Annotated in this window: 20 protein-coding genes and 1 rRNA gene; 18 read left to right on the top strand and 3 right to left on the bottom strand. The window is 68.4% G+C overall.

Annotated elements, in window-relative coordinates:
* Positions 1–99 precede the first annotated feature (99 nt).
* From ACILR4_RS15220 to lipA, 11 genes are all read left to right on the top strand, one after another.
* Entirely contained in the window at positions 100–540 is a 441-nt protein-coding gene (locus ACILR4_RS15220) for a CopD family protein (RefSeq protein ID WP_395701696.1), read from the top strand.
* Between the two features lie 30 nt (positions 541–570).
* The gene (locus ACILR4_RS15215; protein WP_395701695.1) at positions 571–1,689 is read left to right on the top strand and encodes a VanZ family protein; all 1,119 of its coding nucleotides are present in this window, start codon (positions 571–573) and stop codon (positions 1,687–1,689) included.
* A 37-nt stretch (positions 1,690–1,726) separates the two neighbouring features.
* The gene (locus tag ACILR4_RS15210; protein WP_395701694.1) at positions 1,727–2,053 is read left to right on the top strand and encodes a (2Fe-2S) ferredoxin domain-containing protein; all 327 of its coding nucleotides are present in this window, start codon (positions 1,727–1,729) and stop codon (positions 2,051–2,053) included.
* Between the two features lie 15 nt (positions 2,054–2,068).
* Positions 2,069–2,686, top strand: coding sequence for an alpha/beta hydrolase (locus tag ACILR4_RS15205; protein WP_395701693.1), 618 nt, complete (start codon positions 2,069–2,071; stop codon positions 2,684–2,686).
* Positions 2,687–2,692: 6 nt separating this feature from the next.
* Positions 2,693–3,844 (top strand): D-alanyl-D-alanine carboxypeptidase family protein, encoded by a 1,152-nt coding sequence (locus ACILR4_RS15200; protein WP_395701692.1) that lies wholly within the window; start codon positions 2,693–2,695, stop codon positions 3,842–3,844.
* 98 nt (positions 3,845–3,942) lie between these two features.
* The gene (locus ACILR4_RS15195) at positions 3,943–4,818 is read left to right on the top strand and encodes a D-amino acid aminotransferase (protein ID WP_395701691.1); all 876 of its coding nucleotides are present in this window, start codon (positions 3,943–3,945) and stop codon (positions 4,816–4,818) included.
* A 19-nt stretch (positions 4,819–4,837) separates the two neighbouring features.
* Complete coding sequence (locus tag ACILR4_RS15190; protein WP_395701690.1) at positions 4,838–5,113, top strand: DUF493 family protein; 276 nt, start codon at positions 4,838–4,840, stop codon at positions 5,111–5,113.
* A gap of 266 nt (positions 5,114–5,379) precedes the next feature.
* Positions 5,380–6,087, top strand: a complete 708-nt coding sequence (locus ACILR4_RS15185; RefSeq protein WP_395701689.1) for a sigma-70 family RNA polymerase sigma factor — start codon at positions 5,380–5,382, stop codon at positions 6,085–6,087.
* Between the two features lie 28 nt (positions 6,088–6,115).
* The gene (locus tag ACILR4_RS15180) at positions 6,116–6,952 is read left to right on the top strand and encodes a cupin domain-containing protein (protein ID WP_395701688.1); all 837 of its coding nucleotides are present in this window, start codon (positions 6,116–6,118) and stop codon (positions 6,950–6,952) included.
* A 43-nt stretch (positions 6,953–6,995) separates the two neighbouring features.
* Positions 6,996–7,685, top strand: a complete 690-nt coding sequence (gene lipB / locus ACILR4_RS15175; RefSeq protein ID WP_395701687.1) for a lipoyl(octanoyl) transferase LipB — start codon at positions 6,996–6,998, stop codon at positions 7,683–7,685.
* Between the two features lie 28 nt (positions 7,686–7,713).
* Positions 7,714–8,706, top strand: a complete 993-nt coding sequence (gene lipA / locus ACILR4_RS15170) for a lipoyl synthase (protein ID WP_395701686.1) — start codon at positions 7,714–7,716, stop codon at positions 8,704–8,706.
* Between the two features lie 16 nt (positions 8,707–8,722).
* Here lipA and ACILR4_RS15165 read toward each other — a convergent pair whose 3' ends face one another.
* On the bottom strand, positions 8,723–9,238 hold the full coding sequence (locus tag ACILR4_RS15165) for a TlpA family protein disulfide reductase (RefSeq protein ID WP_395701685.1): 516 nt from the start codon (positions 9,236–9,238) through the stop codon (positions 8,723–8,725).
* A 15-nt stretch (positions 9,239–9,253) separates the two neighbouring features.
* Between ACILR4_RS15165 and ACILR4_RS15160 the strand changes: the two genes are divergently transcribed.
* Positions 9,254–9,931, top strand: a complete 678-nt coding sequence (locus ACILR4_RS15160; RefSeq protein ID WP_395701745.1) for a DUF4197 domain-containing protein — start codon at positions 9,254–9,256, stop codon at positions 9,929–9,931.
* Between the two features lie 26 nt (positions 9,932–9,957).
* On the opposite strand, the gene ACILR4_RS15155 is transcribed toward ACILR4_RS15160, so the two are convergent.
* Positions 9,958–11,004: a hypothetical protein gene (locus ACILR4_RS15155; RefSeq protein ID WP_395701684.1), complete on the bottom strand. Its 1,047-nt coding sequence runs from the start codon at positions 11,002–11,004 to the stop codon at positions 9,958–9,960.
* 168 nt (positions 11,005–11,172) lie between these two features.
* Here ACILR4_RS15155 and ACILR4_RS15150 point away from each other — a divergent pair, with 168 nt between their 5' ends.
* The 4 genes from ACILR4_RS15150 to ACILR4_RS15135 are packed head-to-tail and all read left to right on the top strand — an operon-like array spanning position 11,173 to position 13,719.
* On the top strand, positions 11,173–11,742 hold the full coding sequence (locus ACILR4_RS15150; RefSeq protein WP_395701683.1) for a hypothetical protein: 570 nt from the start codon (positions 11,173–11,175) through the stop codon (positions 11,740–11,742).
* Entirely contained in the window at positions 11,739–13,007 is a 1,269-nt protein-coding gene (locus tag ACILR4_RS15145; protein ID WP_395701682.1) for an MFS transporter, read from the top strand. Before ACILR4_RS15150 ends, ACILR4_RS15145 begins: the two co-directional genes overlap by 4 nt.
* A gap of 24 nt (positions 13,008–13,031) precedes the next feature.
* The gene (locus ACILR4_RS15140; RefSeq protein WP_395701681.1) at positions 13,032–13,481 is read left to right on the top strand and encodes a PTS sugar transporter subunit IIA; all 450 of its coding nucleotides are present in this window, start codon (positions 13,032–13,034) and stop codon (positions 13,479–13,481) included.
* Positions 13,450–13,719 (top strand): HPr family phosphocarrier protein, encoded by a 270-nt coding sequence (locus ACILR4_RS15135; RefSeq protein ID WP_395701680.1) that lies wholly within the window; start codon positions 13,450–13,452, stop codon positions 13,717–13,719. Before ACILR4_RS15140 ends, ACILR4_RS15135 begins: the two co-directional genes overlap by 32 nt.
* Before the next feature lie 38 nt (positions 13,720–13,757).
* On the opposite strand, the gene ACILR4_RS15130 is transcribed toward ACILR4_RS15135, so the two are convergent.
* The gene (locus ACILR4_RS15130) at positions 13,758–14,558 is read right to left on the bottom strand and encodes a GNAT family N-acetyltransferase (RefSeq protein WP_395701679.1); all 801 of its coding nucleotides are present in this window, start codon (positions 14,556–14,558) and stop codon (positions 13,758–13,760) included.
* A 134-nt stretch (positions 14,559–14,692) separates the two neighbouring features.
* Here ACILR4_RS15130 and ptsP point away from each other — a divergent pair, with 134 nt between their 5' ends.
* Positions 14,693–16,462, top strand: coding sequence for a phosphoenolpyruvate--protein phosphotransferase (gene ptsP / locus ACILR4_RS15125; protein WP_395701678.1), 1,770 nt, complete (start codon positions 14,693–14,695; stop codon positions 16,460–16,462).
* 449 nt (positions 16,463–16,911) lie between these two features.
* A 16S ribosomal RNA gene (locus ACILR4_RS15120) occupies positions 16,912–17,308 on the top strand; the annotation flags it as partial.

The following is a 17,308-nucleotide window of genomic DNA, read 5'->3' as shown; positions in this document are numbered from 1 at the left end:
CCGTGATGACAGCGATAAGGCTTGCGACCCCGGCCCGTGGCCGGGGTTCTTTTTTTGTGCCGTTCTGGCGCCGCAGGTCGCCCGCTGATAATCGTTTTCATGAACAGCGGATACCTCTGGGTCAAGGCCTTCCACATCGTCTTCGTGGCCAGCTGGTTCGCCGGCCTGTTCTACCTGCCGCGGCTGTTCGTGAACCTGGCGATGGTGCCCAAGGACAGCCATGCCGAACGCGAACGCCTGCTGCTGATGGCGCGCAAGCTGTACCGCTTCGCCAACCTCCTGATGGTGGTGGCGCTGCTGCTGGGCTTCTGGCTCTGGCTGGGCTACGGCATCGGCCGCGGTCCCGGGCAGTACTGGCTGCATGCCAAGCTGGCCCTGGTGGTGCTGGTGATCGGCTACCAGCACATGTGCCGGGCTGCGCTGCGCCGTTTCGAGCAACTGGCCAACCAGCGCAGCGACCGCTGGTTCCGCGTGTTCAACGAGGTCAGCGTGCTGCTGTTTGCGGCCATCGTGGTGCTGGTGGTCGTCAAGCCGTTCTGACGCTGGCCGCCTGACCACGAGGCGCGCGCGATGGCCCGGTCCGGTTCCCAGCAGCGCAGCGCGGCGGTGCCGCTGGCATGGCTGTGGCTGGTGTTGGTCGTCTATGCCAGCCTGTTTCCGTTCGACGGCTGGCGCTGGCCGCCCGGTGCCGGCCTGATCGACCTGATGCACCTGCGCTGGCCGCGCTGGTGGGATGTGTTCGACGTGGTGGCCAATCTGTTGGGCTACCTGCCGCTCGGCCTGCTGGTGGCGCTGGGCACGCTGCATGCCGGTCGGCCATGGCCCCGCGCCTTGTTGCAGGCTGCGGCGGCCGGCGCGACGGTGTCGTTCGCGATGGAGGTCACGCAGCAGTTGCTGCCGCAGCGCGTGCCTTCGCTGATGGACTGGGTGCTCAATGCCGGCGGCGCGCTGCTGGGCGGACTGGCCGCCGTGCTGCTGGGCGCCACCGGGCTGCCGCAGCGCTGGTCGCGCACGCACGACCGGTGGCTGGACAGCGGCGGGGCCGGCGCCGTCGTGCTGCTGATGCTGTGGCCGGTGGCGCTGCTGTTCCCGACGCCGGTGCCGCTGGGCCTGGGGCAGATCGGCGGCCGGCTGCGCGATCTGGCAATGGCCGCGCTGGTCGACGTGCCCTGGGCCGATACGGCCGTGGCCTGGCTGGAGCCCGGCCCGTCGGCACTGCGCCTGTCGGTGGTTTCGGAGGGGCTGGCCACAGGCCTCGGGCTGCTCGCGCCATGCCTGCTGGTGTACGCGGCCTCGCGGGCCGGCTGGCGGCGTGCGCTGCTGGCGATCGGCGCGCCGCTGATCGCGGTGGTGGCCACCACCTTGTCGACCGTGCTCAATTTCGGGCCGAGCCATGGCTGGGCGTGGCTGACCCCCTCGGTGGCCGTGACGCTGGGGGTGGCCAGCGGCTTGGCGCTGGCGCTGGTGTGGGTCGGCCCGCGCCTGGCAGGGGGCCTGGCGCTGGTGGCGTTGACGGGGCTGGTCGTGCTGGTGCACCAGGCGCCCACCGATCCCTACTTCGCACAGAGCCTGCAGGGCTGGGAACAGGGACGCTTCATCCGCTTCCACGGCCTGGCGCGCTGGGTCGGCTGGCTGTGGCCCTATGCGGCCATGGCCTGGCTGCTGGCACGGTTGGGGCAGCGGGATTGAAGGGCCGGCAGAGGGCGCTCTCTACAATCCCGCCCCGATGAGCTACTACAAGCACCACCTGTTCTTCTGCCTGAACCAGCGCAGCAATGGCGAGGCCTGCTGTGCCCAGCACGATGCGCAGGCCGCGTTCGACCACTGCAAGGCCCGCGTCAAGGCCGAGGGCCTGGCCGGCCCTGGCGGCGTGCGCGTCAACAAGGCCGGCTGCCTGGACCGCTGCGCCGGCGGGCCGGTGGCGGTGGTCTACCCCGAGGCCACCTGGTACACCTTCGTCGACAGCAGCGACATCGACGAAATCGTCGACTCGCACCTGAAGCAGGGCCGCGTCGTCGAGCGCCTGCTGCTGCCGCCGAGCGTCGGTCGCTGACGAAGGCCTGCCGCGATGAACCGTGAAACCCGGCGCCTGCTGGTCGACGGTCCGGCCGGCGCGATCGAGTGCGCGATCGACGAGCCCGCAGACGCGGCGCGCGGCGTGGTGGTGATCTGCCACCCGCACCCGCAGTTCGGCGGCACCATGGACAACAAGGTCGTGCAGACCCTGGCGCGCGCCTTCCTGCAACGGGGCTACCGCGCGGTGCGTTTCAACTTCCGCGGCATCGGTGCCTCGGCCGGCAGCTGGGACGAAGGCCGTGGCGAGGTGGACGATGCGCTGGCCGTGCTGGCCGCCCAGCGTGATGCGGCATTGCCGCTGGCGCTGGCCGGCTTTTCGTTTGGCGGCTATGTCGCGGCAACCGCGGCGCAGCGCCTGGCCGCCGCCGGCACGCCGGTGGAGCGCCTGGCACTGGTGGCGCCGGCTACCAGCCGTTTCCAGGTGCCCGCCGTGCCGGCCGACACTGTGGTCGTGCATGGCGAGGCGGACGACGTGGTGCCGCTCACCGCCACGCTGGACTGGGCCCGGCCCCAGGCATTGCCGGTGATCGTGCTGCCGGGCGTGGGTCATTTCTTCCACGGACAATTGACGTTATTGAAGAACCAGGTCGTGCAGGCCTGGCATCGCTGAACCGACATGAAAAGACTGTTGACATTCGTGCTGGCCGTGGCCGGCATGGCCGCTGCCTTGGCCCAGGCGCCGCAACCCCCCGAGGTGGCGTCCAAGTCCTACCTGCTGCTCGACGAGACCAGCAACCAGGTGCTGGCCGAGCGCCAGGCCGACGCCCAGACCGACCCCGCTTCGCTGACCAAGCTGATGACGGCCTGGCTGGTGTTCGATGCGCTGAAGGCCAGGAAGATCACGCTCGAGCAGACGATGCCCGTCTCGCTGCGCGCCTGGGCCGAGCGTGAAGGCGGCGGCTCGCTGATGTTCATCGACCCGAAGATGACGCCGAAGGTCGACGAGCTGCTGCGCGGCATGATCGCCGTCTCGGGCAATGATGCGGCGGTGGCGCTGGCCGAAGGCGTTGCCGGTTCGCTGGACGCATTCGTCGCGCAGATGAACCGCCAGGCCCAGGCCTGGGGCCTGAAGAACACGCAGTTCAAGAACGTCACCGGCCTGACCGAGGCCGGGCACTACAGCAGCGCCCGCGATCTCTCGGTGATCGCCGCGCACATCGTGCGGGACTTCCCCGAGTACTACGCGAACTACTACTCGATCCGCCACTACACCTTCAACAACATCAAGCAGGACAACCGCAACATGCTGCTCGGGCGCGACCCCAGCGTCGATGGCATGAAGACCGGCTACACCGACGCGGCCGGCTACTGCCTGGTCGCCAGCGCCGTGCGCGACATGCCCAATGGCAAGCGCCGGCTGCTGAGCGTGGTGCTCGGCACCGGATCGCGCGAGGCGCGCGCCAGCGAGAGCCAGAAGCTGCTGAACTGGGGCTACAGCGCCTGGGACGGTGTGCGCTTGTTCGCCGCCGACAAGCCCGCCGCCACCGTGCCGGTGTGGAAGGGCAAGACGCCCACCGCCGCGCTCGGCGCCGGCAGTGCGATGGTGGTCACCGTGCCGAAGGGCGAAGGCGACAAGCTCAAGACCACGCTGGAGCGCACCGATCCGCTGGTGGCGCCGCTCGCCAAGGGCCAGCGTGTCGGCACGCTGAAGGTCAGTACCCAGGGCGGCCTGCAGGTGGCCGCGGTGCCATTGGTGGTGCTGGAGTCGGTCGAGCAGGCCGGGCTGCTGGGCCGGGCCTGGGACTCGATCCGGCTCTGGATCAAGTGAAGCTGATCGAAGTGCCCGGCAGGCGCGCGGGGCCCCCGCCGTTGGGCTAAGCTCGACAGCCGCTGTCCGCGTCGCCCCTCTTTCGCGAAAGGCATCCCATGCCCAGCCTGCCCGACACCCTGTGCCACCTGAACGGCCGGACCCTGCCCTTGTGCGATGCCAAGGTGTCGGTGCTGGACCGCGGCTTCCTGTTCGGCGACGGGGTCTACGAGGTGGTGCCGGTCTACGGCCGTCGCCTGTTCCGCTTCGACGAGCACATGGCCCGGCTCGAACGCAGCCTGGCCAAGCTGCGCATCGCCAATCCGCATCGCCGCGAGGAATGGCTCGCCATTGCGCGCGAGCTGGTTGCCGCGCAGCCGGCCGATGACCAGATGCTCTACATCGAGGTCACGCGCGGCGTGGCCCCGCGCGAGCACGTGATGGTCGAGGGGCTCGCACCCACCGTCTTCGTGATGAGCAACCCGTCCAAGCCGCCCACCGCCGAGCAGCGCCACCAGGGCGTGGCCTGCATCACCGCGCGCGACTTTCGCTGGGAGCGGTGCGACATCAAGAGCGTCTCGCTGTTGGGCAACGTGATGGCGCGGCAGATGTCCGCCGACCGCGGCGCGGTCGAGACCATCCTGTTCCGCGACGGCTGGCTGACCGAGGCCTCGGCCAGCAACGTCTGGGTGGTGCATGAAGGCGCCCTGCTGGGCCCGCCGAAGAGCGAGTACCAGCTCGAGGGCATTCGCGTCGACCTGCTCGCCGAGCTGTGCGAGGACTGCGGCATTGCCTACAACCTGCGCCCCCTGAGCGAAGCCGACGTGCTGGCCGCCGACGAACTGCTGCTCAGCTCGGCCAGCAAGGAAGTGCTGCCCGTCACCCGGCTCGACGGCGAGCAGGTGGGCCATGGCGCGCTGCGCGGCAAGCCGGGGCCGGTGTATGCCCGGCTGTACGAGGCCTACCAGCGCGCCAAGCGCGAACAATCGATCTGATCCGCCCGACGGACCCCCCATGCCCGACATCCCGCCCGAAGAATCGTTGATCGTCTACCCGAGTGCCTTCCCGATCAAGGTGATGGGCGCGCAGGTGGAGGGGTTCGTCGAGGCCATCGCGGCAGTGGCGCTGCAGTTCGACCCCGATTTCGATGCGGCGACGATCGAGCGGCGGCCCAGCAGCGCCGGCCGCTACCTCGGGCTGACCATCACCATCACCGCCACCAGCCGCGAGCAGCTCGACGAGCTGTACCGCACGCTGTCCACGCATCCGATGGTGAAGGTGGTGTTGTGAGATTCGGTATCGGCTGAATCCACGGGGCGGCCGGTTGCCGTAGGCAGGGGGAAGGAACCCCCGCCATGCCGACCGAGGAGCCGCCCCTGCAGCATTCCCGAGCGCAACACCCGGATTTGAATCCGGTCGTGCCGGCGCGGCGTATTCCCAACGTCGTGCCACTGCCGCGTCGCGCCGCGGTGGCGTCAACACGACGGAGATCCCCGGATGAGCGCTGTGAGCCGTGTGACGAAGCTGACGCCAGGCCTGGCGCATCGGGTCGCGCCATGAGGCAGGCGCTGCCGCTGTTCGAGTCCTTCATCGCGCCGGCGCCGGAGGAGGCGCTCACGGTCGACGAGGGCGCCGAGGACGGCTGTCCGGCGGCGGTCGATGACCCACCCCGTCGCCGCGCCGCGGTGTCCGAGCTTGACGAGACGGCGCTGGTTGCGCTGATCGAGCGCATCATCGATCGCGACGAGCGTGCGCTGGCCGCGCTCTACGATGCCGCCAGTCCCCGCGTCTACGGCCTGGTGCTGCGCATCACGCGCCGCGCCGCACTGGCCGAGGAAGTGGTCGAGGACACCTTCTGGCAGGCCTGGCGCCAGGCGCCACGCTTCGAGGCCGCCCGCGGCAAGGTGATGACCTGGCTGCTGGCCATGGCCCGTTCGCGCGCCATCGATGCGCTGCGACGCGACGAGCGATTCCGGCATGCCGACCTGCCCGAGGAAGGCAGCCTGGAGGACGAGGCCGACACCGCGCTGCCGGCGCACGACCTGCTCGAGGCCACCCGCGGCGAAGCGCGCGTGCACCAGGCCATCGCCGCGCTGGAGCCACGTGCGCGCCAGCTGGTGGCGCTGGCCTTCTTCCGCGGCCTGACGCACGAGGAGATCGCTGCCCAGGCCGCGATGCCCTTGGGCACCGTGAAGTCCCTGATCCGGCGGGCGCTGCTGCAATTGCGCACACTGCTTGAAGACGACCTCTGCCGCCCGTGTTGACGACCGCCCACGTGCCACCAAGCCCACCATGACGCACGACCGCCTGCCCCCACCGCGCCCCGCGCCCGATCCGCTGGATGACGAGTGGGTCGGACTGCTCGGCGAGCCGTTTGCCGCTGCCTGGTGCCAGGCGGCGGGACGTCCGGCGATCCTGCGCGAACGGGTGCTGGACCGCGTGACCCGCAGCGCACGCGCGAGCCGCGCCTTCGTCACCGTGCGGCAGAAGGATGCGCCGCTCGATGCGCTGGCCGACGGCGTGCACGCCCGCACGCTCTATGAGGCCACCAGCCGCCAGCTGCGCCCGGGCGAGCCGCGTCGGGTGCGCATCGTCGAGCTGGCGGCCGGCGCCTGCTGGCGGCCTGAGCTGCGCGACGCGGAGCAGTCCGCGTGGCTGCCCATCGCCGGCGAGTTGCAGCTTGGCGAATTGCGCTTGGCGCCGCATGACTTCCACCTGCGCCCTGCCGCGTCCGGTCCGGCCGTCGCGACCAGCCCGACCGGTGCCCGCTTCTACCTGCGCGAAGCGCCCGGCAGCCCGGCGGCCGATGCCGTGACCGTGCGCGACGCCGAGGCCGGCTGGGACGATTTCGCGCCGGGCATCAAGCGCCGCGTCCTGTGGGCTGGCCCGGGGGGCGAGGCCGCCTTGCTGTATCACGCGCTGCCGGGCGCCACGGTGCCGCGCCATGGCCACGGCCACGACGAGGAATGCCTGATGCTGGAGGGGGAGGTCTTCCTCGACGACCTGCTGCTGCGCCAGGGCGAGTACCAGCTGGCGCCCGCCGGCACGGTCCACGGTGGCGTCAGCACCGACACCGGCCTGCTGCTGTTCGCGCATGGCGACCTGGCGCTTGACCTGCGGCCCGAATGATCGGCGCTGCAGCCGGTGAGGGCGTCGGCGCTACAGTGCCGGCATGGAGACCGCGACCGCCGCCCCCCGTGTGCTGATGCTGGGCCGTCGGCCCTATGCAGACACCGAGCAGGCGATGCGTGCGTTCACCGCCGCGCGCGACGACGACACCCCTGACGAGATCTGGCTGGTCGAACACGAGCCGGTGTTCACGCAGGGTCTGGCCGGCAAGGCCGAGCATGTGCTCGATGCTGCCGGCATCCCGGTGGTGGCCACCAACCGCGGTGGCCAGGTCACGTACCACGGGCCTGGCCAGGTGGTGGCCTATCCGTTGATCGACCTGCGACGGCTGGGCATCTACGTGAAGGAGTACGTCTACCGCCTGGAGCACTGCGTGCTGAAGGTGCTGGAGGCGCAGGGCATCACCGGGCATCGCGTCGCCGGCGCGCCCGGCATCTACGTGCGGCTGGACGACCCGCAGGGCCATGCGGCGCTGGCCGGCCCGGCGCCGGCGGGCGACCCGTTCCGCGGCCTGGGCAAGATCGCCGCGCTGGGCATCAAGGTCAGCCGCCATTGCACGTACCACGGCGTGGCCCTGAACGTCGCGATGGATCTCGAACCCTTTGCGCGCATCAACCCTTGCGGTTACCCCGGGCTGCGCACGATCGACCTCGCTACACTCGGGGTTTCCACTGAGTGGGCGAGCATCGCCCGGCAACTCGGCCACAGGCTGGCCGAGCACCTCAGCCCCTGATCCACCCCACCACCCGAGCAGCAGCGCGATGGCCACCGAAAACGTCGTCCACCAGGCCCAGACCGGCGCGTCCTACGACGCCAGCGCCAAGCAGAAGGCCCAGGCCAAGACCGCACGCATCCCGATCAAGGTGGTGGCGGCGGAGACGCTGAAGAAGCCGGAGTGGATCCGCGTCAAGGCCGGCTCGCCGACCACGCGCTTCTACGAGATCAAGCAGATCCTGCGCGAGCACAAGCTGCACACGGTGTGCGAAGAGGCCTCGTGCCCGAACATCGGCGAATGCTTCGGCCATGGCACGGCCACCTTCATGATCATGGGCGACAAGTGCACGCGGCGCTGCCCGTTCTGCGATGTCGGCCATGGCCGTCCCGATCCGCTGGACCCGAACGAGCCCGAGAACCTGGCCAAGACCATCGCGGCGCTGAAGCTGAAGTACGTGGTCATCACCAGCGTCGACCGCGATGACCTGCGCGATGGTGGCGCGGGCCATTTCGTTGCCTGCATCGAGCGCGTGCGCGCGCTGTCACCCGCCACCCGCATCGAGATCCTGACCCCCGACTTCCGCGGCCGCGACGACCGCGCGCTCGAGATCCTGAAGGCCGCGCCGCCCGATGTGATGAACCACAACCTCGAAACCGTGCCGCGTCTGTACAAGGAAGCGCGCCCGGGCAGCGACTACCAGTTCTCGCTGAGCCTGTTGAAGAAGTTCAAGGCCCTGCACCCCGGGGTGCCGACCAAGAGCGGCCTGATGGTCGGCCTGGGCGAGACCGACGACGAGATCCTGGCGGTAATGCGCGAGATGCGCGCGCACGACATCGACATGCTGACCATCGGCCAGTACCTCGCGCCTTCAGGCCACCATCTGCCGGTGCGACGCTATGTGCACCCGGACACCTTCAAGATGTTCGAGGCCGAGGCCATCAAGATGGGCTTCACGCATGCCGCCGTCGGCGCGATGGTGCGTTCCAGCTACCACGCGGACAAGCAGGCCGCCGAGGCGGGCCTGAGCGGCGCGGTCTGAATGCGCCGAGGCCTGATCAGGCTTCGGCCAGCAGCTTCTCTACCAGCACACGCAGTTCGGCGAAGTCCGGTTCGCCAACGAAGCGCTTGACGATCCTGCCGCGCTTGTCGATCAGCACCGAGGTCGGCGTCAGCCGCACCTCGCCGAAGCTCTGCGCGATATCGCCGGTGTTGTCGATCGCCACCGCGAAGGGCAGCTTGCGGCTCTCGGCATAGTCGGCCACGGCGGCCGGCGCGTCGTATTCCATCGCTACCGCGAGCGTGTCGTAGCCGCGGGACTTGAACTGCTCGTGGGTGGCGATGACCTGCGGCATCTCGTGCATGCAGGTCGTGCAGCTGGTGGCCCAGAAGTTCACCAGCACCACCTTGCCTTTCAGCTGCCCGGTGTTGTGCTGGCTGCCGTCCAGCACCGTGTAGTCGACCAAGGGCGCCGCGGCCCGGGTCGTGCCGGCCAGCGCGAACCAGCTGCCGCCGGCGCCCACGACCAGTGCAGCAGCGACGGCGGTGGCAAGATGGCGGCGTGTCAGCTTCATGATCGGGGGTGCACGATGAGGCGCAGGCAGTTTACGCCGCTGGTTCCGGGCATGCTGGTTTCGATGTCGATGCCGTCATGGGCATTCAGCCTGAGCGAAGCCGACGCCGCGGGTGGCGTGCGAGAGGCGCTGGAGCGCGGCGCGATCGCGGCCGTGGCGTCGCTGGGGCGCAAGGATGGCTTCCTCGGCAACCCCAAGGTGCACATCCCGCTGCCCGGCGTGCTGGAGGACGCCGCCAAGCTGCTGCGCGCCACCGGCCAGAAAAAGAAGGTGGATGACCTCGTGGTGGCGATGAACCGCGCCGCCGAGGCCGCGGTACCCGAAGCCAAGACCTTGCTGGTGCAGGCGGTGAAGGCGATGTCGGTGGAGGACGCGTTGAAGATCGTGCGCGGTCCCGACGATGCGGTCACACGCTTCTTCGAAGGCAAGACGCGCCAGCCGCTGGGCGAGAAGTTCCTGCCCATCGTCACCCGCGCCACCGAGCGAGTGGCCCTGGCCGACAAGTTCAACGCCGTGGCCGGCAAGGCGGCGCGCCTGGGGCTGCTGAAGGGCGACGACGCGAACATCCAGCGCTATGTGACCGGCAAGTCGCTCGACGGTCTCTACCTCATGATCGGCGAGGAAGAGCGCCGCATCCGCCAGGATCCGGTCGGTACCGGCAGCGCGCTGCTGCGCAAGGTCTTTGGCCGCTGAAGGGATGCCGCTTCTTTAGGTTGTTATCAGCGCCGACGCGACAGCTCGATCACCAGCGCCGCCGGCAGCGCCTGGGCCAGGCCGTCGAGGCCGACCTTGGCGATGGCCGTCTCGCCTGGCGCCACGGGCTCGAAGCCGTGGCCTTGCGCGGCGATCTCGATGAACGGCGGCGCGCCGGCCTCGTCCAGCAGCGAGCGGCGCAGGCGATCCAGTGGCGCGCCGGCCAGGGTCGAGGCATAGACCACCGCATGCGGCAGACCGTCGGCGCAGTAGTCGCGCGCGGCGTCCACCGAGGTCACGTAGTCGACCATCAGGTCCAGGCCCTGCACCGCCAGCCGAACCTGGTTGCGGATGTCGCGGTCCGGCGCCATCACCAGCACCTGTCGGCCGGCGAGCAGCCGGGCGTCGGAGCCCGCGGCCTGGGTATGGGTGGCCGGCATCGCGACCAGGCGCTCGAACTGCATCGTCAGCAGTGTCTGCGTTGGCGTGGTGTCCAGCTGAATTTTCACGTCCATCGCACGGGCGGCAAACTGCATCAGGTGCCAGGACAGCGGTTCGCGCTCGTCGCCGGCGTGGGGGCGGGGCGTGAAGCGGCACAGCAGCACCGCCTGCGCCGCGGCCGGCCGTGCATCCAGCCGCAGGTCGATCGCGGTCAGGGCGCATTCGCTGGCCCAGTCCAGCATCGCCCGCAGCAGGGTGCCGGCCAGGCTGACATCGCCCATGACCGTGGCATTCGACAGGCTGTCCCGTATCTCGCTGCCAGCCGCACCGGCGTCCTGGCGGTGCTCGTCCAGCAGTTCCAGCACCGTGCGGGTCAGGTCCAGTGGTTCCTGCGTCTGGCGGACCAGGCCACCGGCCAGGCGGGCAATCTGCTGGCCGAGGATGCCGATGCGGCGCGCATGGGCTACCTCTTCGCTCAAGGCCTGCAACTCCTGGGGCGGCAGGGTTTCGCCCGCGGCCAGCAGGTGCACACGTTCCAGCGCGCGGGTCAGCGGGGCCGCCACCTCGGCAGCAACCTGGCCGACGATGTCGTGCAGCGAGGCGGTCCGAGGGGGTGTTGCAGTGGTCTTCATGCCGGGCTCCAGGCAGGGCGCGGGTCAGGGGCGGGTGGGGCTGGATGCTCTGCGCGCCGCCGAGGGATGTCGACCCCGTGCGTCCGGGGGCCCAATTCGTCACCGTTTGTGCTTGTGAAATATGTCACGAATCGCGCCGCCGCGGGCTGCTGCCCATAATGCCGCGCCATGCCCCTGTACCTCGTGACCTGCCAGCACCGATCAGCCCGTCGACGGGTACCGCGGCCGTTGGGGCTGGCGCTGCTGGCGGTGTCGCTGGTGGCGGCCTGCGGCCCGGCCTTGGACTGGCGCGAGATGCGGCCCGAAGGCACCCATGTGCGCGTGGCCATGCCCTGTCGACCCGCCAGTCACGAGCGCCAGGTGCCGCTGGCCGGCACTCCCGTCACGATGCGGCTGCTGGCGTGCCCGGTGGGCTCGGCGACCTTCGCCTTGGCCTATGCCGATGTCGCCGACCCCGCGCGTGTCGCGCCAGCCTTGTCCGCGCTTGTCGAGGCGGCGCGGGCGAACGTGCAGGGGCAGGGCCAGGTCCTGGTGCCGGCACAGGTACCGGGCATGACGCCGCAGCCGCAGGCTCAGCGCTGGCGCATGCAGGGCCGGCTGCCGGATGGCCGGGCGATCGTGTCGCAGGGTCTGGTGTTCGCGCACGGCACCACGGTCTATCAGGCCACGATCGTCAGCGAATCCACCAGCGAGGATGCCGCGCGAAGCTTCTTCGACGGGCTGGCGGTGCTGCCGTGACCGGGTCTCCGACGCCCGGGGCGGGAGGCGTGGGCCGGCGACTGGCGGTGCAGATGTTCCTGGCCTTCGCGTTCACCTACTTCTTCTCGGCGCTGCTGAGGGCGATCACGGCGACCCTGGCGCCGACCTTCAGCGGCGAGCTTGGGCTTGGCGCAGGCGACCTGGGCCTGATGGCCGGTGCCTACTTTCTCGGCTTTGCGGCCACGCAGCTGCCGCTGGGCAGCGCCCTGGACCGCTACGGTCCGAAGCGCGTGCTGCTGGCCTTGCTGACGCTGGCGGTACTCGGCTGCGTGGGCTTTGCTGCCGCCCGCAACTTTGGGCAGATGTTGCTGGCACGGCTGCTGATCGGCCTGGGGGTCTCGGCCTGCCTGATGGCGCCGCTGACGAGTTTTCGGCACCGCTTCGGTCCCAGCGTCCAGCTGCGTGCCAACTCGTGGATGCTGATGACAGGATCGCTCGGCATGCTGGCCTCCACCTTGCCAGTGCAGTGGCTGTTGCCGCTGCTCGGCTGGCGCGGCCTGTTCGCGGCCCTGGCGATGCTGCTGCTGCTGTCGCAACTGCTGATCCAGGCCGCGGTGCCGGTCGATGCGCCAGCAGCGACGCATGCCACCTCGGCCGCGGGCGGCTACCGCGAGGTCTTCGGCCATCCGGGATTCCAGAGCATGGCGCCGCTGGCCTTCTGCTGCTACGGCGGCATGGTGGCAATGCAGTCGCTGTGGATCGGCCCCTGGCTCACACAGGTGGCGCAGCGCAGCCCCGCAGAATCGGCGCAAGGGTTGTTCCTGGTCAACTTCTGCATGCTGCTGGCCTTCCTGTGCTGGGGGCTGGCGATGCCGCGGCTCGACCGGGCAGGCTGGCGCGCCGAGCGCATCATTGCCACGGCCTGGCCAGGCGGCGTGCTGGCGCTCGGCTGGATCGTCGCAGCGGGGCCGGCCGCCGGTGCGGGTCACTGGGCCTTGTGGTGCGTGCTGACCAGCGTGGTCTCCCTCAGCCAGCCCGCCGTGGCGCAAGCCTTTCCGGCAAGGTTGGCCGGCCGCGCGTTGTCTGCATTCAACCTGGTGATCTTTGCGGGCGTGTTCACGCTGCAGTGGGGCATCGGACTGTTGATCGACGGCCTGCGGCAGGCGGGCTGGTCCGTGCTCGAGGCCTACCGCATGGCCTTCGGCCTGTTTCTCGCAGCATGCGCCCTGTCCTTCGCCTGGATGTGGTGGCGCGGACGCAATGCCCTCGCTCCGTCTCGGCGGTCCACCGCTGCGCGCGGATAATCCTGGCCCGCCCTCCCGACGATCATGTCCCGCCTGCTCGTGATTGCCCATGCACCCCTGGCCAGCGCCCTGCAGGCCGTGGCGGCGCACATCTTTCCCGATGCCGCGGCTGCGATGGCCGTGTGTGACGTGCAGGCCGACCAATCGCCCGAAGTCGTCGAACAGCTTGCGATGGCACGGGTCGCCGATTTCGGCGATGACGAGTTGCTCATCTTGACCGACGTGTTCGGCGCCACGCCCTGCAATGTGGCGCGGCGGCTCGGTGAGCGCGCATCGACCCGGGTCCTGGTCGGGGTCAATGTGCCGATGCTGTGGCGTGCGCTGGGCCACCTGCATGAGCCGCTGGACAAGCTCGTCGCGGTCGCCGCGGCCGGCGCCACGCAGGGGGTGATGCAGCTTGCCGGCTCGCGCCCGCAAAACCAGGCCCTCAAACCCGCTTCCCATGATCCGGACTCACATCACCATCAGCAATAAGCTCGGCCTGCATGCGCGCGCCTCGGCCAAGCTCACCAAGCTGGCCGGCAGTTTCCAGTGCGAGATCCACATGAGCCGCAACGGACGCAAGATCAACGCCAAGAGCATCATGGGGGTGATGATGCTGGCCGCCGGCATGGGCGCGGAAGTCGAGATCGAGACCGACGGCCCCGACGAGCAGGCCGCGATGACCGCGTTGCGCGCACTCATCGATGACAAGTTCGGCGAAGGGCAGTAGCCCAGCGCCCCGCGCCGCGCAGCCCGTCGGGCGCGGGATCAGCAGCCGAGGAAGTGCCGGCGATAGCGGTCGGAAAGGTCGGTCAGCCGCATCATCATCGGCAAATCGGCCGTGTTGAAGTCAGGGTCCCAGGCTGGTGGCCCGAGCAGCTTTGCCCCGCAGCGCAGGTAGCCCTTGATCAGCGCAGGCGCTTCAACTTCGTGGTGTTGTTCCAACTGCTCGACCGGCAGGGGCAGACGCGGTCGTACCTGGAACGCTAGGTCGGCCAGGTGCGACTGGCGCAGCCGTTGCCACAGACTGGCCGCGACGTGCCCTCCATCACGCATGCCGATGCTGGCGCAGCCGACCATCGTGTGCAGTGAATGCCGTTGCATGAACTCGCCGAGTGCGGCCCACAGCGCAAGGATCACGCCGCCATTGCGCCAGGCGGGGTCGATGCAGGAGCGGCCGAGCTCCACCATGCCACTGCGCAGGCCTTGCAGGCGCGACAGGTCGAATTCCGTGTCGCTGTACAGACCGCCTGCGCGCTGCGCGGCCCAGGGTGTCAGCACCCGGTAGGTACCAATCACACGACCGGGCGACTGGCCGTCCTGGCGGGTGCGCACGATCAGGTGCTCGCAGTAGCGGTCAAAGCCATCGGCGTCATGGCCCGCAGGTGTACCCGGTGTCGGTGAGAGCCTTGCCCCCATCTCCTCGAAGAAGACCTGGTAGCGCAGACGCTGCGCGGACCGCACTTCGTCGAGATGGCGAGCCCACATCACCTCGAGTCCGGTCGACTGCGGTGCGCACCGTACTGGGCGGGGAGCGGAGCTCGCTTGTGTCGGGACTGGCAGTTCCATGGTGGGTCGATGCAAGGGTCAGGCTTCGCATCGTCGAAGCGCTCGATGACGTCGCGGTGAAGCGCGAATGACGGATTCGTGATCGCGTCGTGGCATCGGTGCGTGGCGCGTGACCAAGGCGCTAAAGTCGGCACATGAGCATCCAAGTGTTTGGCCTGCCGGTTTCGCGCGGCATTGCCATTGGCCGGGCGGTGCTGGTGGCGTCCAGCCGGGTCGATGTAGCCCACTACTTCGTCGAGCCCGAGCATGCCGACGAAGAGATCGCCCGGCTGCGCCGGGCGCGCGATGCCGTGGCCGGCGAACTGCATGCGCTGAAGCGCGATCTGCCGAGCGAGGCGCCTGGCGAACTTGCCGCTCTGCTCGACGTGCACTTGATGCTCCTGCACGACGAAACGCTGGCCGATGCGACCAAGCGCTGGGTGCAGGAGCGTCACTACAACGCCGAATGGGCGGTGTCCGCCCAGACCGAGGTGCTGGTGCGGCAGTTCGACGAGATGGAGGACGAGTACCTGCGCGAGCGCAAGGCGGACATCGAGCAGGTCGCCGAACGGCTGCTCGACGCGCTGGCCAAGCGGCAGCCGAAGATCCGCCTGGAAGGGGGCGCGCGCGACTTCGCTGGCGAAGATCCCCTGGTCCTGGTTGCCAACGACATCGCACCGGCGGACATGCTGCACTTCAAGGGCGGCGTCTTCACTGGATTTGTCACGGACGTTGGCGGACGTACTTCGCACACTGCCATCGTTGCGCGCAGCATGGACATTCCAGCCGTGGTGGGCGCGCGCGAGGCAAGCCGCCTGGTGCGCCAGGACGACTGGCTCATCATCGATGGCGATGCCGGAGTGGTGGTGGTCAATCCGTCACCGATCGTGCTGGAGGAGTATCGATTCCGGCAGCGGCAAAGCGAGCTGGAGCGGGCACGGCTGAATCGCTTGCGGCACATGCCTTCGGTCACGGTCGATGGCCAGGCCGTCGAACTGCTCGCGAACATCGAGCTCCCCGATGACGCTGCGGCAGCACTCGAAGCCGGGGCGGTGGGCGTCGGACTCTTTCGCAGCGAGTTCCTGTTCATGAACCGCGAAGGTGCCCTGCCGGACGAGGACGAGCAGTTCGAGGCTTATCGCGCGGCGGTCCAAGCGATGAATGGGTTGCCGGTGACGATCCGCACGGTGGACATTGGTGCCGACAAGCCGCTGGATCGACTGACCCTGCACGAGCTGAGGCATGAGCATGCGCTGAATCCGGCGCTGGGCCTGCGTGCCATCCGGTGGAGCCTGTCGGAGCCCGCGATGTTCAGGCAGCAACTGCGCGCCATCCTGCGCGCCAGCGCCTACGGGAAGGTGCGTCTGTTGATCCCGATGGTGGCGCACCGCAGCGAGATCCTCGCCACGGTCGAGGCACTGGCCCGCGCAAAACAGCAGCTGAAGGAGGCAGGTCAGCCGTTCAACGACGTGGAATTGGGGGCCATGATCGAGGTGCCGGCATCGGCTATGACCTTGCCCATGCTCCTGAAGCACTTCGACTTCGTGTCCATCGGTACCAATGACCTGATCCAGTACACGCTTGCGATAGACCGCGCGGATGAAGCGGTGGCCCACCTCTATGACCCTTGGCATCCCGCGGTGTTGCGGCTGATTGCAGACGTCATCCGCACCAGTTCCCGAGCCGGCAAGAGCGTCAGCGTCTGCGGTGAGATGGCGGGCGACGTTGGCTTCACCGAACTCCTGCTCGCCATGGGGTTGCGCAGCTTCTCAATGCACCCGTCCCAATTGCCGGCGGTCAAGCAACGCATCCTGAGAGCAGACAGCACTCGCCTGGCCTTGGGATTGGACTCAGCGCTGGCATCCGACGATCCTTGTGCAGAGTGGCAGCGCATCGTTAGCCGCGGCGTCGGGCGTGTGCACTAGCCGGCGCAGACCGATAGGTCGCCCCCAACGAAATTGCTGCTATGATGATGGGCTTCGCTGTTCCGCGACCGGCGCCGCAAGGCAGGTCAAAGAAGTGAAACCAGGGCTGAAGGTGTTGCGCAACGAGAATTTCGTGCCATAATCCAAGGCTTCGCTCAGAACGCGGTCGCAGCGGCGATCGCAAGAACGAGCAAAGATGAGTGTTGACAAGGGTTTTAAATTCAAGTCATAATCCCATCTCTCTGCTGATCACTGATCGGCGGCGCCGAAAGGCAAAGCTCTTTAACAATCAACAGCCGATAAGCGTGGGCGTTTGAAGGCGAGTGCCAAGAAGCTGTAGTCTTTAACGAGATGAGGGCTTCGAGGTCTCTGGACCTTAAACGCTCACTGAATTGAATTTTCATGCAAGTGAAGTTCACTTCAATTCTTTGAGCAGTAATTTCAAGATCGAACTGAAGAGTTTGATCCTGGCTCAGATTGAACGCTGGCGGCATGCCTTACACATGCAAGTCGAACGGTAACGCGGGGCAACCTGGCGACGAGTGGCGAACGGGTGAGTAAAGCATCGGAACGTGCCCAGTAGTGGGGGATAGCCCGGCGAAAGCCGGATTAATACCGCATACGACCTAAGGGTGAAAGCGGGGGATCGCAAGACCTCGCGCTATTGGAGCGGCCGATGTCAGATTAGGTAGTTGGTGGGGTAAAGGCCTACCAAGCCGACGATCTGTAGCTGGTCTGAGAGGACGACCAGCCACACTGGGACTGAGACACGGCCCAGACTCCTACGGGAGGCAGCAGTGGGGAATTTTGGACAATGGGCGCAAGCCTGATCCAGCCATGCCGCGT

This window comes from Aquabacterium sp. (assembly GCF_044226965.1).
GTDB lineage: Bacteria > Pseudomonadota > Gammaproteobacteria > Burkholderiales > Burkholderiaceae_C > Pseudaquabacterium.
Note: the sequence above shows the minus strand (reverse complement) of the source record. Positions and strands in the feature narration are given on the sequence as shown.

Coding starts and splice junctions, on each gene's coding strand:
- ACILR4_RS15190 (WP_395701690.1), top strand. CDS start 4,838: ATGCCCGACATCCCGCCCGAAGAATCGTTGATCGTCTACCCGAGTGCC.
- ACILR4_RS15165 (WP_395701685.1), bottom strand. CDS start 9,238: ATGAAGCTGACACGCCGCCATCTTGCCACCGCCGTCGCTGCTGCACTG.
- lipA (WP_395701686.1), top strand. CDS start 7,714: ATGGCCACCGAAAACGTCGTCCACCAGGCCCAGACCGGCGCGTCCTAC.
- ACILR4_RS15150 (WP_395701683.1), top strand. CDS start 11,173: ATGCCCCTGTACCTCGTGACCTGCCAGCACCGATCAGCCCGTCGACGG.
- ACILR4_RS15130 (WP_395701679.1), bottom strand. CDS start 14,558: ATGGAACTGCCAGTCCCGACACAAGCGAGCTCCGCTCCCCGCCCAGTA.
- ACILR4_RS15220 (WP_395701696.1), top strand. CDS start 100: ATGAACAGCGGATACCTCTGGGTCAAGGCCTTCCACATCGTCTTCGTG.
- ptsP (WP_395701678.1), top strand. CDS start 14,693: ATGAGCATCCAAGTGTTTGGCCTGCCGGTTTCGCGCGGCATTGCCATT.
- ACILR4_RS15180 (WP_395701688.1), top strand. CDS start 6,116: ATGACGCACGACCGCCTGCCCCCACCGCGCCCCGCGCCCGATCCGCTG.
- ACILR4_RS15140 (WP_395701681.1), top strand. CDS start 13,032: ATGTCCCGCCTGCTCGTGATTGCCCATGCACCCCTGGCCAGCGCCCTG.
- ACILR4_RS15210 (WP_395701694.1), top strand. CDS start 1,727: ATGAGCTACTACAAGCACCACCTGTTCTTCTGCCTGAACCAGCGCAGC.
- ACILR4_RS15205 (WP_395701693.1), top strand. CDS start 2,069: ATGAACCGTGAAACCCGGCGCCTGCTGGTCGACGGTCCGGCCGGCGCG.
- ACILR4_RS15135 (WP_395701680.1), top strand. CDS start 13,450: ATGATCCGGACTCACATCACCATCAGCAATAAGCTCGGCCTGCATGCG.
- ACILR4_RS15160 (WP_395701745.1), top strand. CDS start 9,254: ATGAGGCGCAGGCAGTTTACGCCGCTGGTTCCGGGCATGCTGGTTTCG.
- ACILR4_RS15195 (WP_395701691.1), top strand. CDS start 3,943: ATGCCCAGCCTGCCCGACACCCTGTGCCACCTGAACGGCCGGACCCTG.
- lipB (WP_395701687.1), top strand. CDS start 6,996: ATGGAGACCGCGACCGCCGCCCCCCGTGTGCTGATGCTGGGCCGTCGG.
- ACILR4_RS15185 (WP_395701689.1), top strand. CDS start 5,380: ATGAGGCAGGCGCTGCCGCTGTTCGAGTCCTTCATCGCGCCGGCGCCG.
- ACILR4_RS15155 (WP_395701684.1), bottom strand. CDS start 11,004: ATGAAGACCACTGCAACACCCCCTCGGACCGCCTCGCTGCACGACATC.
- ACILR4_RS15200 (WP_395701692.1), top strand. CDS start 2,693: ATGAAAAGACTGTTGACATTCGTGCTGGCCGTGGCCGGCATGGCCGCT.
- ACILR4_RS15215 (WP_395701695.1), top strand. CDS start 571: ATGGCCCGGTCCGGTTCCCAGCAGCGCAGCGCGGCGGTGCCGCTGGCA.